This is a genomic window from Haloglycomyces albus DSM 45210, assembly GCF_000527155.1.
In the GTDB taxonomy this organism is placed as follows: Bacteria; Actinomycetota; Actinomycetes; order Mycobacteriales; family Micromonosporaceae; genus Haloglycomyces; species Haloglycomyces albus.
Genome location: NZ_AZUQ01000001.1, coordinates 1,954,896 through 1,969,032 on the forward strand (window position 1 = coordinate 1,954,896; position 14,137 = coordinate 1,969,032).

The window sequence follows — 14,137 nt, forward strand, 5'->3', positions numbered from 1 at the left end:
GTGGTGGTCCGGTGTTTCAGTTATGCGGCACGCCTATTACATCCACGTCGCCAATTGTTTCAAGACTGTGAATTCTTGCGAATTCACACTTGGTAGGTTTCTCCCGGTTTGACGATCGAGGTGGGCCCGGAGTAGGCACTGCGGGCTTCGTTGAGCGTCGTGTCGGCCGACCCCCAGGGTTCGACGAGGTGAGTCAGCAGGAGCTGGCGGGCACCGGCTTTGGCGGCGAATTCGCCCGCTTCCTTCCCGGTGAGGTGAACATCCGGCGGGTTGACGCGACCTTCCAGGTACGACGCCTCCGCCAGGAGGGTGTCGCTCTGGTAGGCGAGTTTCTCCAGCGATTCACAGGGACCGGAGTCCGAGGTATAGGTGAGCGAGGAACCGTTGTGCTCCACACGAACCCCGAACGTTTCGACCGGGTGCGCGACTCGGTCGACGCGAATGGAGAACGGCCCGAGGTGGAAACCTCCCGGCTGTAGCGTGTGGAAGTCGTACACGTCGGTCATGCACGGGCTCTTCAGTTCACCGTGGCCGCCGTAGGACTGCCGAATTCGGTCGGCGGTGGCGGAGGGCCCGTACAGCGGAACGGGATGGTCGGGCGCGTTGGGCCCGTAGCGACGCATGACCGCGTAGGCGCAGGCGTCGAAGAAGTGGTCGGCATGCAGATGCGTGATGATGATGGCATCGATGCTGTTGGGATCCGTGTACTTTTGGAGTTCACCGAGCGCCCCCGTGCCGTAGTCCAGTAGGAGCTTGTATCCATCGGCTTCTACCAGGTACGCCGAGCATGGGGTGTCAGGCGCGGGGAATGAGCCCGCACAACCGATAATCGTCAGTTTCATGGGAGTGGCACCTCTTAAGTGTCGGCTGAACCGTCGCCGTCGGGTTCAGTCTGTCCTATAGAGTCAGTCGCCCGTTTGGAGGCCGGGACACCTGCGTCTGTTTCGGGGATGAGCTCGGGGAGATCCTCCAATGGTTTTGCTTGCTGGACAAATGAGCCGCCTAGATACCGTTGCGCGTTTCGAGTGAAGGCGTCGGGATCGGCGGTACAGCGGAACTCGTGGTGGCCCACTTCGCCGGGAGCGGCCAACAGGTCGTGTTCGGTGAGGAGTCGATACAGCTCGCGGGCGCATTCGGTCGCCGACGACACCAAGGTGACATCGTCGCCGAGTACCAATCCGATCAGCCCTTCCAGGAGCGGATAGTGTGTGCACCCCAGTACGACCGTATCGACGTCGGCCTCCTGTAGGGGGCTGAGGTAATTCTGAGCCAGCCCCAGTAGCTGTCGCCCGGTCGTGATGCCGCGTTCGACGAAGTCGACGAACGCGGGGGCGGACACTGCGGTGAGATCGATGTCGGGAATAGCGTTGAACGCGTCGAAGTAGGCCCCTGAGGAAATGGTCGACTGCGTGCCGATGACTCCGACCCGTCCGGTGGACGAGGCCGCGACGGCACGGCGAACGGCGGGGCGAATGACTTCGACGACCGGGATGTCGTAACGGTCGCGGATGTCGGCCAGGGAGGCTGAGGAGGCGCTGTTGCAGGCGACGACCAGAGCTTTGACCCCTTGGGCCACGAGATTGTCACAGATGTTCAACGACAGTGCCCTGACCTCGGATATGGACCGAGGCCCGTACGGCAGGTGGGCAGTATCGCCCACGTAAAGGAGGTTTTCGGAGGGAAGAAGATCGGCGACCGCTCGGGCTACGGTCAGTCCCCCAATACCAGAGTCGAAAATCCCGACAGGCGCGTTGTTCATCAGATTGTAAGCCTACGTCTACAACGGGCCTGTTCGCCGCCGCCAACCCATACAATGTCATCAAAATGACATCGTGTCCATGACCACATATCCAATGAATTACCTGGTCACGTCAGTGAAATGAGCATGAAGGCCACCAGCAGGGTGATGGTGGACGCAATCAAAAAAAGCCACGGAATCCCCCGAAAGCGTGCCGTGGCGAACGCCATCATGGTCAGCAGCATGCCGATGATGCCGGTTGTGGTGAAGACGGTGAAAAACCAGTCTGGAGCGCCCCGAATCATGGCGACGACGGCGAAAACGGAGGTCGCGACCCCTCCGAGCACGAGAATCAGCGCCCAGGTCGCGATCCCGGCCAAGGACGGGAGCCCGGCGGGCCGCGCCGTTGGGGAGGCCGTAGCCGTCTCTGACGGAGATCCATGTGGGTTGTTCATGAACCTAGAGTACCGATGCCGGGACACGGGACTCTGAGTGAGGTGGGCGGGACGTAGACCGCCCACCTCTATTGCCTTAGGCCCAGATTTGGCCCTCGAGTGCTTCGGCGGCGTCGTCGGCCGGTGCGGAATAAGCACCCGTCGACAGGTACTTCCAACCGTCGTCGGCCACCAGCACCGCGATATCGGCCTCACGGCCCGCGTCGACCGCCTTGCGTCCGAGGTTGTAGGCCGCGTGCAGGACCGCTCCGGTGGAGAGGCCCACGAACAGCCCTTCGGAATTGAGCACTTCCCGAGTGCGGCGCAGCGCGTCCTCGGTGCCGACCGACAGGCGGCGGTTCAATACCGAGGCGTCGTAGAGTTCGGGGACAAAGCCCTCTTCCAGATTGCGCAGGCCGTACACCAATTCGCCGTAGCGGGGTTCGGCGGCCACGATCTCGACGTCGGGACGGTGTTCCCGCAGGAAACGTCCGACGCCCATCAGTGTCGCCGTGGTTCCCAGACCTGCCACGAAATGCGTGATCTCGGGCAGATCGTCCAGAATCTCCGGGCCGGTCGTCTTGTAATGTGCGGCGGCGTTGGCCGGATTGGCGTACTGGTTCAGCATCACCCATTCCGGGTGCTCCTTCGCCATTTCGCGGGCCTTCGCCACCGCCGCGTTCGAACCACCGGCGGCGGGAGAGAACTCGATCTCGGCTCCGAAGGCCCGCAACAGTTGAGCGCGCTCCACCGACGTGTTCTCCGGCATGACGGCGATCAGGCGATAGCCTTTACGGCGCGCCAACATCGCCACGGCGATTCCGGTGTTTCCCGAGGTGGGCTCCAGAATCGTCGAGTCCGGTCGCAAACGTCCGTCACGTTCGGCCTGCGCGATCATTTCGGCGGCCACCCGATCCTTGACCGAACCGGTGGGATTGTGGCCTTCCAACTTGGCCCACAACCGAACTCCCGGTCCGGGTGACAGCTGCGGCAGACCTACCAAGGGCGTCTGGCCGACAGTGGAGGCGAGGTCGGTATAGCGAGCCACGGTACCCCCTACATGCCGCCGGCGACCGCCGGCAGGATCGTGATCTCGTCTCCGTCGGAGAGCTCGGCGTCCAGACCGCCGTTGAAACGCACGTCCTCATCGTTGATGTAGACGTTGACGAAGCGGTGCAGCGAGCCTTCCTCGGTCACGACGCGCTCTTTGATTCCCTTGAAGTTCGACTCCAGGTCGTCGAACAGGGCCGCGAGGGTCTTTCCCTCTCCCTTAACGAGTTTTTCCCCATCGGTGTGGGTGCGCAGAATCGTAGGTACACGGACTTCAACGGTCATAGCAATCTCCTGAAAAGACAAAAAGGCAGAATAAAGCCGGAATGATGTAATGAAGGAAAATCAGCGACAGTCGTAAACGGTGCGCTCAGGAGTATGAGCGAACTTATAAGTCTGCACGGCGTCAGGCGCGCCCACGACCTCAATCGGTTCCTCTGAAACGTCGGCGTTCGCTGAAATCGTAAAGGAACGGACCTCGGCGATTTCAGGATCACGGGTGGTCACCAGTACGTAGTGAGCCCCTGGCAAGCCCATCTGGGCGGCGATACCGGCATCCGAGCGCGACGGATAGGCCTCGGTGGCGGTATGCGAATGATAGGCCACGACGACCTCTTCGTCATTGGCCCACATCTGGTCATAGACCTGCTTCCACTCCTGAGCGTCGAACTCGTAGAAAGTGGTGGATCGTGCCGCATTCGTCATAGGAACATGGCGCAGCGCCTCACCCGAACCTTCGGGCCCCACAAGCAGGCCACAGGCCTCCTCGGGGTGGTCGGCCCGAGCATGGGCGACCATCGCTTCAACCATCTCATGCGCTATTCGCAACACGTCCCCAAGACTACACGGCTCTCTGAAATCCGCCATGAAGGTGTTCACGTTCTGAGAAAAACGCGGAATGCTAACCGGCGTCTGCGTGGTCGCTTTGCGTAGTGGCCGTAGCGATGTGTTCCGCGTAATAGCGGGGGAGGGGAACGACGACCGCAGCCACCAGAACCAGGAGCGGAATGAGCGCCGAGTACCACAGTACGGAGGTAAAGGAGCCGGTCCAGTCATGGAATTTGGAGTACAGCAGTGGTGCCACCGATGTTCCGGCGATCATCACCGAAGCCATAACGCCACGGATGGAGGCGATATTGGCCGTTCCGAAATAACGCGGCGTCATACCCGCCTCGATCGCCTTGGGGGCGTTCATTCCGGCCCCGAAGACGAGACCGAAACCGATGGCCGCCCAGCCGGGAGTGACGAAAGTGGCCAGCACCAGTCCAGCGGACAATAGGAACATCGACGTGACCAGAAGAATACGCGGCCCCATGCGATCGACCAGGTAGCCGGTCAACAAGGTCGCGGTCGTACCGGCGATCGTTTGCGGCAAGAAGTTCGAGGCCGCCTCAACCGTGGACAGACCCTGCTCGCCCAACAGCGCGATCTGGTGGAACCCGATCGAGGTGCCGAAGAATCCGGCAGCGGCGACGGCCGACACCAAAACCCAATAGAAGGGAGTACGAATGGCCTCGCCGCGCGTCGCTCCCGTTTCCGTTCGTGACTCAGCTGCTTTATCGGGATCGCCGTCCACATACTGGTCCACGTCGGCGGGGCGGTTACGGATTCCAATGAGAGCCATGGGAATGAGGATGAGCACGACGAGCACCGCCTCCACGGCCATGGCCAGACGCCAGTCACCGAAGTAGGAGATGAGCCGCTCCAACGCCACCGGCGACAGCGAGATCAGGCCCGCGCCGAGAGCGGCTTGAATCCCCAGCATGAAGCCGCGTCGCTTGTCGTACCAGCGCGACACCAAAGCCGAGGCGGCCAAGGTCAACGAGCCCTGGCCGAGCATGCGAATGCCGATGAACCCGACCGCCAAGCCGAAAATGCTTGACGCCATCGCCAAGATTGCCAGAGCCGCGCCAAGACCCGCGCCGATACAGGCGGTAGCGGTGCGGACTCCGAAACGATCCACCAATCGCCCAATACTGGGCAAAGCTATGGCTCCGATAAGAGTCCCCACCAGGTAGGCCGTCGAGATCGCCGTACGGCTGACACCGATGTCGGCGATCATGGGGTCCAGGAAGACCGAGATCGTGGCCGTCTGGCCCGGCGCGGAAAGGCCGTACATCATGATGGCGATGACGACCATGCGAGGACCGAAGAAACGACGATTGGCTTCAGCCGGTGGAGACGTAACGGCAGACACACAACACCTCTATACGGATTTGGACAACCCTTCCAGGCTACGTCGCGATGAAAGGCGATGATCGTTCGTATCCGATCTGTAGGAGTGGAACGTGCCACGCCGAAGGTCGCGGAGGTGCGAGACGCCCACTGTCGCCGATTCCTTGCGAGCAGGGAAGCCCGACGGGTTAATCTGTTAATCATGCCTTTCCTCGACGAAACGGTCGCACCGGTTCCCACCCGCACCGACCACTATGAATACACTATGGTCGATGCGTCGCTGCAGGACGGAACCGCCGACCGACAGTGCGCCTTCGAAGTCTTCGCACGACGCCTCCCCACCGGACGCCGCTACGGAGTCGTCAGCGGAATCGGGCGCCTGGCCGAAGGCGTCGCTCGCTTCCGCTTCGACGACGACACCCTCGCGGGCCTCGTGGAACGAGAAGTCATAGGAACCCAGGCGGCGGAATGGCTCGCCGACTACCGGTTCTCCGGCGACATCGACGTCTACCCCGAAGGGGAACTGTACTTTCCCAACTCGCCGATCGTGACCGTACGCGGTTCCTTCGCCGAATGCGTCGTCCTGGAAACACTGGTACTGTCCATCCTCAACCACGACAGCGCCGTCGCCTCCGCCGCCGCCCGCATGGTCACCGCCGCACGCGGACGCCCCATCCTCGAAATGGGAACCCGACGCACCCACGAAGAAGCCGCCGTCGCCTCCGCTCGCGCCTCCTACATCGCCGGATTCGCCGCCACCTCCAATCTCGAAGCCGGACGACGCTGGGGAGTACCGACCGGAGGAACAGCCGCCCACGCCTTCACCCTCCTACACGACACCGAACTGGAAGCCTTCCAAGCCCAGATCGAACGTTTCGGCCCCAACACCACCCTGTTGGTCGACACCTACGACATCACCAAAGGAATCGACAACGCCATCGCCGCCGCCGGAACCGGCCTACGCGCCATACGCATCGATTCCGGCGACCTGGACGTCATGGCACACAGCGCCCGCGAACAACTCGATTCACTCGGCGCCAACGAAACCAAGATCGTCGTCTCCGGAGATCTCGACGAGTACTCCATCGCCGCGCTCGCCGCCGCACCCGTCGACTCCTATGGAGCCGGGACATCGGTGGTGATCGGATCCGGGCACCCCACCGCACAGCTGGTGTACAAACTAGTCGAGGTGGACGGAAAACCGGTCGCCAAGCGCTCCGAGAACAAAGGAACGGTCGGAGGCCACAAAACAGCCGTCCGGCGGCACAAACCCACCGGAACGGCCACCGAGGAAATCGTGGTGTCCCAAGGTGAACCCGAATCTCAACCGGGTGACCTCAACCTTCAGGTACCGCTCTATCGCGGTGGCGAACTGGTCCACACCACCAGTATGGACGCCGCGCGGGAACGCCTGCGTAAACGCCTCATCTCCATCCCCTGGGAAGGATTGAAACTCTCACCCGGCGACCCCGCCATTCCCGTCATCGCGTACTAGTCGATACGCGTCGGGCCGCTTCCGGTTATGGAGCCTGGAGCGCTGCCAGTTCGTTGTATGTATTCGGATTGAAGCGCCGTACGGGTAGAGACGCCGGGCGTCAAACCGTCCGGGCACGGGCAACGGCAATTCCCGCCACTGCCAACGCACCCGCCCCTACGACGAGAGCGATATCCGCCCCCGCCTTACCGTTCCCGGTGTCGTAACCACCCGCCGAATAGTAGGCATGCAGCGCGGCGACAACCATTCCCACTACGCTCAACCCGACGGCGCTCCAGGCCAGAGTCCGAACCCGAGCGGCAGAGTGACGCCGAATCCCACGGAGCGCCACCATGCTCACCACGGCGGCCGTCACCACCAAAATCAGTGCGGCAAACGCCCACTCACGCCCTACCCCAAAACCGAGCGGACCGGACGAACCCTGGGAAACGTCCATCGAGACCGGAGCCGTCCGGCCCGCAACCATATTCGATCCAGCGGAGCTACGGCCTACTCCAGCACTCGGCGGAACGCTCGATGGCGAAGCCGCAGCGATCAGAACCAAACCCAGCACGGCCATTCCCGAAACGGCGAGCATACGCCGGATCACCTGACCGGCGGTCGATGCGATGAACATGACGTCCTCCTAGACGAAGTATCGGAATTTCGAAGGGATACGTGCACATCATGGTCGGAATATCAGCGGGATACATCGGTCGTACGCAGACACTTCCCCATGCCGCCATCGCGGTAGGGAGCGTCGGCACTTGATGCGGATCGACCGGAACTACTGCGCTCGCGGTAGGAAACCGATGGTCCCGTCGCTGGATTACGAATTCGCCGTGGTTCGATAGTCTGTGTCAATGCGCGCATGGCTGTCCACGGCTTGGCACCGGAGCATGACCTGGACGATCCCCCTTGGGGTGACAGCGGTTTTGATCGCTGTCGCTTTGGCCGACGACGTCACCGACGTGCGGTTTGCTCCAGTGGCGATGACGGTGGTTGTAGGCAGTGGGCTCGCCTTGGCCGCCCAGCGCACTTGGCCTCGAACGGTGTTGGTGGTGACGGGACTGTGCGCCGTCGTATACCAGTCCTTGGGGGTCGACCTACCGGCGATCGCCTTTCTGTTTGCCGTATACGCCGCCATGCGTGCCGGTCGTCGTGGGTTTACCGTCGCCGTTTCAATCGTGATTGTGGCGGCGTTTCCCCTCATCATGCTGGCATCGGGATCGGATGTGGGATCAGCGATCGCCCGGGCGCGGGACATTCTGGAGATCGCGTGGGTGGTGGCGGCTGCTGCGGCCGGTGAGGCGGTACGGCAGGCCGAACGGCGCGCTGACGAAGCAGAAAGGACGCGGGAAGAGGCACTGCGGCGTCGTGCCAATGAGGAACGGCTGCATATCGCGCGAGAACTGCATGACTCTCTTATCCATCAGATATCGGTCATCAAAATCCAGTCCGATGTGGTGGTGCAGACCGCCGATAAGCAGGGAACCGCGGTGTCTGATTCCGTGCGGGCCATCCACGAAGCGAGCCGCGAGGCCGACCGGGAGCTGCGGGCGACGCTGGAAATGTTGCGCGACAAGCATAACGAGTGCTCCTATGGCTTGGATGATCTGCCTGATCTGGTGCGGCGGGTGACGACGACCGGGCCACAAACGCGCTTGACGGTGCGAGGCGAACCGTACGACGTATCGCCGGAGGTCGGTCTCACGTCGTATCGCATTGTTCAAGAGGCACTGACCAATGCCTCCCGTCACGCGAGCGCCGCGAATGCCGACGTCTACGTCGATTATCGGACCGATGGACTGGCGCTTCTCATTGAGGACGACGGTGATGGCACACCAGGCTCACCGGTTGTGTTCGGTACGGGATTGACGGGAATGCGGGAACGGGTCCACTCGCTGGGAGGCGGTTTCGTGGCGGGTCCACGAGACGAAGGGGGCTTCAGGGTGCGGGCGGATCGGCTCAGGAAGGGTGGCTCATGATTCGGGTGGTTTTGGTTGACGACCAGGCTCTGGTGCGCAGTGGTTTTCGTGCGCTGCTTGATCTGAACGACTCGATCGAGGTGGTTGCGGAGGCGGCGGACGGAGTTGCGGGATTGAGCGCGATCCGCGAGTTCGACCCTGACGTCGCTCTGATCGATATTCGGATGCCGGAGATGGACGGCATTGAGTTGACTCGGTGTGTCGCGGCGGATGACGCCTTGTCGGGTGTGCGCGTGGTGATGTTGACGAATTACGGATTTGACGAATATGTCTTCAATGCTTTGAAGGCCGGTGCGGCCGGATTCCTGGTCAAGGATATCGAGCCCGAAGACTTGGGCGCTTCGGTTCGTGTCGCGGCGCGTGGAGATGCCTTGCTCGCGCCCTCTATCACGCGGAAGCTCATCCGACAGTTCACGGCGCGGCCGCCGGTGGGTGACGTTGACGTTGTCATGCGTCGGCTGACGGATCGGGAACGGGAGTCGGTCACCTTGGTGGCGGCGGGAATGTCGAACGACGATATCGCCGCTCGGATGGTGATCAGTCCCGTGACTGCGAAAACACACGTCAATCGGGCCATGATGAAACTCGGGGTGCGCGACCGGGCACAGTTGGTGGTGCTGGCGTACGAATCCGGTCTGGTGGTGCCGCGCGGTCGCACGTGATCGCCTGACGGCGCATGGTGGGCGAGTGTGGAACACTCGCCCACGCGACTCCATGATTGTCGACGAGGCGATCAGTCCTCGTTCGTCTCCTCATCGTCGGCTTTGACTTCGCGCATCAGGACGATGGTGTCGCTGTGGCTTCCGGATTGACGTTCGATACCTTCGGGTCGGGGTTCAAACCCCGGCACGTCCTCCAGACCGACACTGGAATCGAACACCGTGATCGAATCCAGGGGCACATCGAGCGTGACGGTGACGCCGTCTTCAGGAGGATCGAAGAACCGGACGATCGTGGTGTCGGCGTCCGTTTCGTCGTCAGCCTCAATGGTGACGGGTTCTCCGTCTCCGTAGTCGGCGGTGATGCGTCCCGGGCTTCTACTGAGTGACAGGCCCAGATGGTTGACGTCGCGTTGGGCGGTCAGACGCACGGTCACCTTGTAGGCGGAGGCGTCGACGATGTCGTATTCGGGCGGGAGGAGATCCACTGCGGGTGTGGGGGAGCTCCTGGTGATGGAACCGTAAGCGTCATAAGCTTCGGGGACACCACTACGTGTTCCCTCGCGGGAGGCGAACCGTCGGGACCAATCGGTGTCGGCCCGGTCGGTGGTCACCCAGAACGCCGTTCCACCGGACTGTACGTAGCTTAGATGGGTCCGCTGTGGTTCGGATTCGTCGTAGCGATTGACGGCGATGCCGACGGCCGCCACCGCCACGCCGACGGTGAGCAGTGCGGCGGGAATGCCAGCGTTCCAACGCCAGGACAGAGGGGTGTTCTCCTGTCCAGCAAGGGAATCGAAGAGGGGAATCATGACGGCAAAAGCCAGGGTGTACATCGGAACGGCAATGTCCAATCCCGGTACACCGAACAGCGTCAAGGTGCTCCACCCGGTCCAGGCGTAAATCGCGACTGCCGGGACGAGGGCGAGCGTTACCAATCCGACGGCCGTCCAACGCACTCCAGGGCGGTCCACCCGGCGGCGTCGTATAACGAGAGCGATCACGAATGCGATTGCGATGGTCATGGCGGGCACGGCTGTCAAGAACGATATGCCCGGCATGGTCACGGCACTGAGGATGGCGGCGACCGTCATCCAGGTGAGAACGCCACTGGACAGCGCCAGACCGCCGAGTCGGCGGCGCAGGAGGAGATACCAGGCGGAGATGCTCACGAGGGCCAGGATGACGGCCATGACGGTAAAGACTACCGGGTGATAGACGAGGCCGCCGCTGTCGACGAAGTCGGGGCGCAGTGTGCTGAGAGCCTTCCAACTACCCCAGCCGATTCCAAAGGAGAGCAGGATGGGAACGGGGAAGGAGGCGACGGCGCCGAGGAGGCGGGGGAGGCTGAGCAGGCGTTGGGCGCGTCCGATGAGGATCGCGGCGAACAGGGCGATGGCGGCGAGAATTCCTGGGGCCAAAGCCCATTGTGCGCTGTAGACGATCTGGAAGCCGAACAGGTGGAAGTACACGGCGTCGTGGTCGGACTTCATGCTCGTCAGGTCGGTGCCGCCCAGGGCTTGGGTGAGCGCGAGGGTGTTGTCGCCGTGGTGCTGCAGGCTGGCTTCGTCCAGGTGCTCGACCGAGTCTCCGGGGGTGTGGTACCACTCGGGCGATTCCACGAAGGCCGAGTTCAAGCCCGCATAGCCGGATTCGAGGAAGCGGGTGAAGTCGGTGTCGTTGGGCATCGTGCGATAGATTTCGACCGTGGAGGAGTCCCCACGGGGAACCGGGGCGGTCTCGGTGAACAATTTGGCGAGTTCGTAGTTGTCGCGAGAGGTCTCGAACATGACCGAGGCACCGCTGGAACCGCGTGCTTCCAAATTGAGGACCACGGTGGGCTGTTCGGGCGGGTTGTCCCGGGTGTAGGCCTCCGCTCCGAGGAGCCCGGACTCTTCTCCGTCGGTGAAGAGGACGACCAGGTCATTGCGAAGTGGGTCCCCTTTGTCAATGGCACGAACCACTTCGACGACGGAGGCGACGGCACTGGCGGCGTCGGCCGCGCCCGGCCCGGCCGGAACCGAGTCGTAGTGCGCCACCAAAATGACCTGACCGGTCGGGTCGGTGCCTTCCTTGGTGGCGACGATGTTGTCCACCTGACCGAAACCGCGTTGGTTGCCGAAGGTGGCCATGCCGATTTCCGACTGGGACTCTACGGTGAAGCCAAGCCCGTCGAGTTCATCGCTCAAGTAGGTGAATGTTTCGTCGGAGGCCTCGGAACCGATGGGGCGCGGCTGATCGGCCAGCGTTCGTACCGTGTCCATGGCGCGGGCGGAACTGAAGTCCGTGGCCGCCACCGTGCTTGGTTGCGGTTCGGGGCTGGAGCCGTCAATGGTGATGTGGAGCCAACCGGCGAGAATCAGTACGATGGCGCCGAGAGCGGCAGCGCCGCGTCCGTGCCCGGTGGGGAAGAGCGATCCAATCACAGCACACCTGCGTTCGAGTCGAGGTAAATCCAGGGGCATGAGTCCATGCCTGGAAACATCATAATCTGACCGATCAATATGATTACCAGGTACTCCGACCGAATACTTTACGACGACGTGCTGACCTCGATTAAACCGCGATACGGCTGCGCCACGTTGTCACCCCGAATGGAACGTTGAAATTTCCTTCCCGTTCTTCCAGCGCGGTAGGTCGCATCGTGCGTATGCGGTGGTAGAGCTGCCTGTACCTTCAGAAAACTCGACCACCACGTACGTCCCTGACGAAACCGGCGAGCTTCGAGCGCAGTGCAGCGGCGGTAGAGCTGCCTGTGATCCCTAAAGAGCTCAACCACCGCACAGTTCCCACAGATAAACCAACTGGCGAGCCGCGAACGAAGCGCCACAGGCGCAAGTGCAGCGGCGGTAGAGCTGGAGAAGAGCTCAGGTTGTTCCAGGTGCTGCAGATTTGCGCGAGGAGGATTCGTCGCGACCTTCAGGTCGTGAGAATCCCCCGCAGCGGAAATATGGAGTGCCTGGGGCAAGCTGAGCGGTCACCTCACCACAAAATAAGTACCAGCCGGCGGCTTCGCTTTGTTGCCACGCTCCGCAGGGGCTGGCGTATTTGCCTTCGATGTAGCCCAGGCCCCATTCGATCTGTGTGACGGGGTTGGTTTCCCAGTCCGAGCCTTCCGACGACATCTTGGAACCGGGGTTGGCCTGCGGAATGCCGTAGGCGTTGCTGGCGGGGTTGGCGGCGGTTTCGTTCCAGCCGGATTCACGGCTCCAGAGGGCCTCTAGGCAAGCGAACTCTTCCAGATCGAAGCCGTGCTCCAGAGTTATGGCGCAGCCGGTGGCCCGGTTGCCGCTGAACTCGTCGCAGGATCCGGGAATCGGCACGTTGACGGGGTTGGTGTTGGCCTCTTCGATGGCCTGTTGCTCTTCGGCCTCGGACTGGTAGGTCTCTAGTGATTCGGATTTGTCCGCCGCGTAGGTCGCCAGGGCGGCCGCTTTGGTGTCCGCGTCGGCTCCTGCGGTGGCGGGGATGTAATCGGCATGGCCGACTTGCAGTTCGGCGTACGCCTCCTCGGCGCGACGTTCCTGGTCCAGTGCCGCTTGGCGTGGATCCGCCTGTTCGATGTCGTTGAGGTCTGTGTCGTTGAGCTGTACGACGACGAATGCGGCCAGAATCAGGACGGCCACGGCAGCGAGGCGAGCGCCGTATTTTGTCAGAAGCGGGATCATGTCAATCAGGTCCTCTTGTCTTCCTTTCTGACAGACAGAATGCCAGACGAGGTTTTCTCCGGTGAGGGAGGGGCGGTGACAAGGTGTTATTCGCTCGGGATGTAATCGTCCAGGAGCGCCGGGGTGAGGCCGGCTTCGTCGATGGCTTCCAGCGCCGCGATGTAGTCGTCGACGAATTCGTCTCTGAAGTGCATGAGAATGATGTCGCCCGGCTGTACGGTATCCCCCTCTTGGAAGTGCACCGTGCCGTCCTTGACGGCCTGCCGCCAGTGCAGGACGGCGTCCATGCCGCATTCGGCCGCCGCGCGTAGCGTGTCGTCGTCGTATTCGCCGAACGGCGGTCGGAAGAGTCGCGGACGGATGTCGTAGAGCTCGGCCAGGGTCTCGCTGGACGAACAGATCTCTCGTTTCTGTTCGGTGTAATCGAGATCGGGGAGTGAACGATGGGAATCGGTGTGCGGGTGGATGGTGGCTCCGGTTTCGGCGATCTCGGCGAAGTATTCGGGATGGTCTTCGGCCACCGGTCCGAGTAGGAAGAGCGTGTTGGGGACGTCGGCCTCGGCGAGCAGTTCGATCGCGTCGGGGTTCTGGACCCAGCCGTCGTCGATCGTGATGAAGGCGACGGGGTCGTCGGTGGGGATGCTGAAGTACAGCGGTGCGTCGTCACTGGGGACGTGGCCGGTGGTGGGATTGGCGGGGGGATCGTCGAAGTCGGGAATGCGATCGTCGAACCGTCCGGGAGTGGGGGACGGTTCAGGGCTGGGAGACGGATCGGGTTCGGTCGACCGAATCGGGTCGCCGGATTCGGCGGCGTCGGTTTCATTCGGTGTGGCGTCTTGGCAGGCCGTCAGGGCGATGAGACAGGAGGATAGCAGTCCGAACCAGACGCGTTGCGACCGTGACGGAAAAGATGTCATGAGCTCAGGTTAACGATCATCGGGGGATATTCCT

The 14,137-nt window shown here is 62.3% G+C and carries 14 protein-coding genes; 3 read left to right on the forward strand and 11 right to left on the reverse strand.

The window, feature by feature from the left end; genetic code table 11:
- Positions 1 to 83 precede the first annotated feature (83 nt).
- The 7 genes from HALAL_RS0109180 to HALAL_RS0109210 all read right to left on the reverse strand — a co-directional run bounded on the left by HALAL_RS0109180 (position 84) and on the right by HALAL_RS0109210 (position 5,419).
- Positions 84 to 842: an MBL fold metallo-hydrolase gene (locus HALAL_RS0109180; protein ID WP_025273723.1), complete on the reverse strand. Its 759-nt coding sequence runs from the start codon at positions 840 to 842 to the stop codon at positions 84 to 86.
- A 14-nt stretch (positions 843 to 856) separates the two neighbouring features.
- Positions 857 to 1,759 carry a glutamate racemase gene (gene murI / locus HALAL_RS0109185; protein ID WP_025273724.1) on the reverse strand — a complete coding sequence of 301 codons (903 nt, stop codon included), beginning with the start codon at positions 1,757 to 1,759 and terminating at the stop codon, positions 857 to 859.
- A gap of 107 nt (positions 1,760 to 1,866) precedes the next feature.
- The gene (locus HALAL_RS0109190) at positions 1,867 to 2,193 is read right to left on the reverse strand and encodes a hypothetical protein (RefSeq protein ID WP_025273725.1); all 327 of its coding nucleotides are present in this window, start codon (positions 2,191 to 2,193) and stop codon (positions 1,867 to 1,869) included.
- 76 nt (positions 2,194 to 2,269) lie between these two features.
- Positions 2,270 to 3,220 (reverse strand): PLP-dependent cysteine synthase family protein, encoded by a 951-nt coding sequence (locus HALAL_RS0109195; RefSeq protein ID WP_025273726.1) that lies wholly within the window; start codon positions 3,218 to 3,220, stop codon positions 2,270 to 2,272.
- 8 nt (positions 3,221 to 3,228) lie between these two features.
- On the reverse strand, positions 3,229 to 3,507 hold the full coding sequence (locus HALAL_RS0109200; protein ID WP_025273727.1) for a MoaD/ThiS family protein: 279 nt from the start codon (positions 3,505 to 3,507) through the stop codon (positions 3,229 to 3,231).
- A 60-nt stretch (positions 3,508 to 3,567) separates the two neighbouring features.
- Positions 3,568 to 4,053, reverse strand: coding sequence for a M67 family metallopeptidase (locus tag HALAL_RS0109205; RefSeq protein ID WP_025273728.1), 486 nt, complete (start codon positions 4,051 to 4,053; stop codon positions 3,568 to 3,570).
- A gap of 70 nt (positions 4,054 to 4,123) precedes the next feature.
- Positions 4,124 to 5,419, reverse strand: a complete 1,296-nt coding sequence (locus HALAL_RS0109210; protein ID WP_025273729.1) for an MFS transporter — start codon at positions 5,417 to 5,419, stop codon at positions 4,124 to 4,126.
- A 180-nt stretch (positions 5,420 to 5,599) separates the two neighbouring features.
- Here HALAL_RS0109210 and HALAL_RS0109215 point away from each other — a divergent pair, with 180 nt between their 5' ends.
- Positions 5,600 to 6,892 carry a nicotinate phosphoribosyltransferase gene (locus HALAL_RS0109215; RefSeq protein ID WP_025273730.1) on the forward strand — a complete coding sequence of 431 codons (1,293 nt, stop codon included), beginning with the start codon at positions 5,600 to 5,602 and terminating at the stop codon, positions 6,890 to 6,892.
- A gap of 100 nt (positions 6,893 to 6,992) precedes the next feature.
- Here the strand turns inward: HALAL_RS0109215 and HALAL_RS16790 are convergent, their stop codons facing one another.
- Complete coding sequence (locus HALAL_RS16790) at positions 6,993 to 7,508, reverse strand: DUF6223 family protein (RefSeq protein ID WP_025273731.1); 516 nt, start codon at positions 7,506 to 7,508, stop codon at positions 6,993 to 6,995.
- A gap of 226 nt (positions 7,509 to 7,734) precedes the next feature.
- Between HALAL_RS16790 and HALAL_RS0109225 the strand changes: the two genes are divergently transcribed.
- Together HALAL_RS0109225 and HALAL_RS0109230 are read left to right on the forward strand one after the other, a co-directional pair.
- Positions 7,735 to 8,859, forward strand: a complete 1,125-nt coding sequence (locus tag HALAL_RS0109225; RefSeq protein ID WP_051462854.1) for a sensor histidine kinase — start codon at positions 7,735 to 7,737, stop codon at positions 8,857 to 8,859.
- Complete coding sequence (locus HALAL_RS0109230) at positions 8,856 to 9,521, forward strand: response regulator (RefSeq protein ID WP_025273733.1); 666 nt, start codon at positions 8,856 to 8,858, stop codon at positions 9,519 to 9,521. The genes HALAL_RS0109225 and HALAL_RS0109230 overlap by 4 nt, the downstream gene beginning before the upstream one ends.
- Positions 9,522 to 9,592: 71 nt before the next feature.
- Here the strand turns inward: HALAL_RS0109230 and HALAL_RS0109235 are convergent, their stop codons facing one another.
- The 3 genes from HALAL_RS0109235 to HALAL_RS0109245 form a co-directional block, all read right to left on the reverse strand.
- A complete protein-coding gene (locus tag HALAL_RS0109235; RefSeq protein WP_025273734.1) occupies positions 9,593 to 11,944 on the reverse strand; it encodes a M28 family peptidase in 2,352 nt (783 codons plus the stop codon).
- Positions 11,945 to 12,385: 441 nt separating this feature from the next.
- Positions 12,386 to 13,186, reverse strand: a complete 801-nt coding sequence (locus HALAL_RS0109240; RefSeq protein WP_025273735.1) for an aggregation-promoting factor C-terminal-like domain-containing protein — start codon at positions 13,184 to 13,186, stop codon at positions 12,386 to 12,388.
- 86 nt (positions 13,187 to 13,272) lie between these two features.
- A complete protein-coding gene (locus HALAL_RS0109245) occupies positions 13,273 to 14,103 on the reverse strand; it encodes a polysaccharide deacetylase family protein (RefSeq protein WP_025273736.1) in 831 nt (276 codons plus the stop codon).
- Positions 14,104 to 14,137 lie beyond the last annotated feature (34 nt).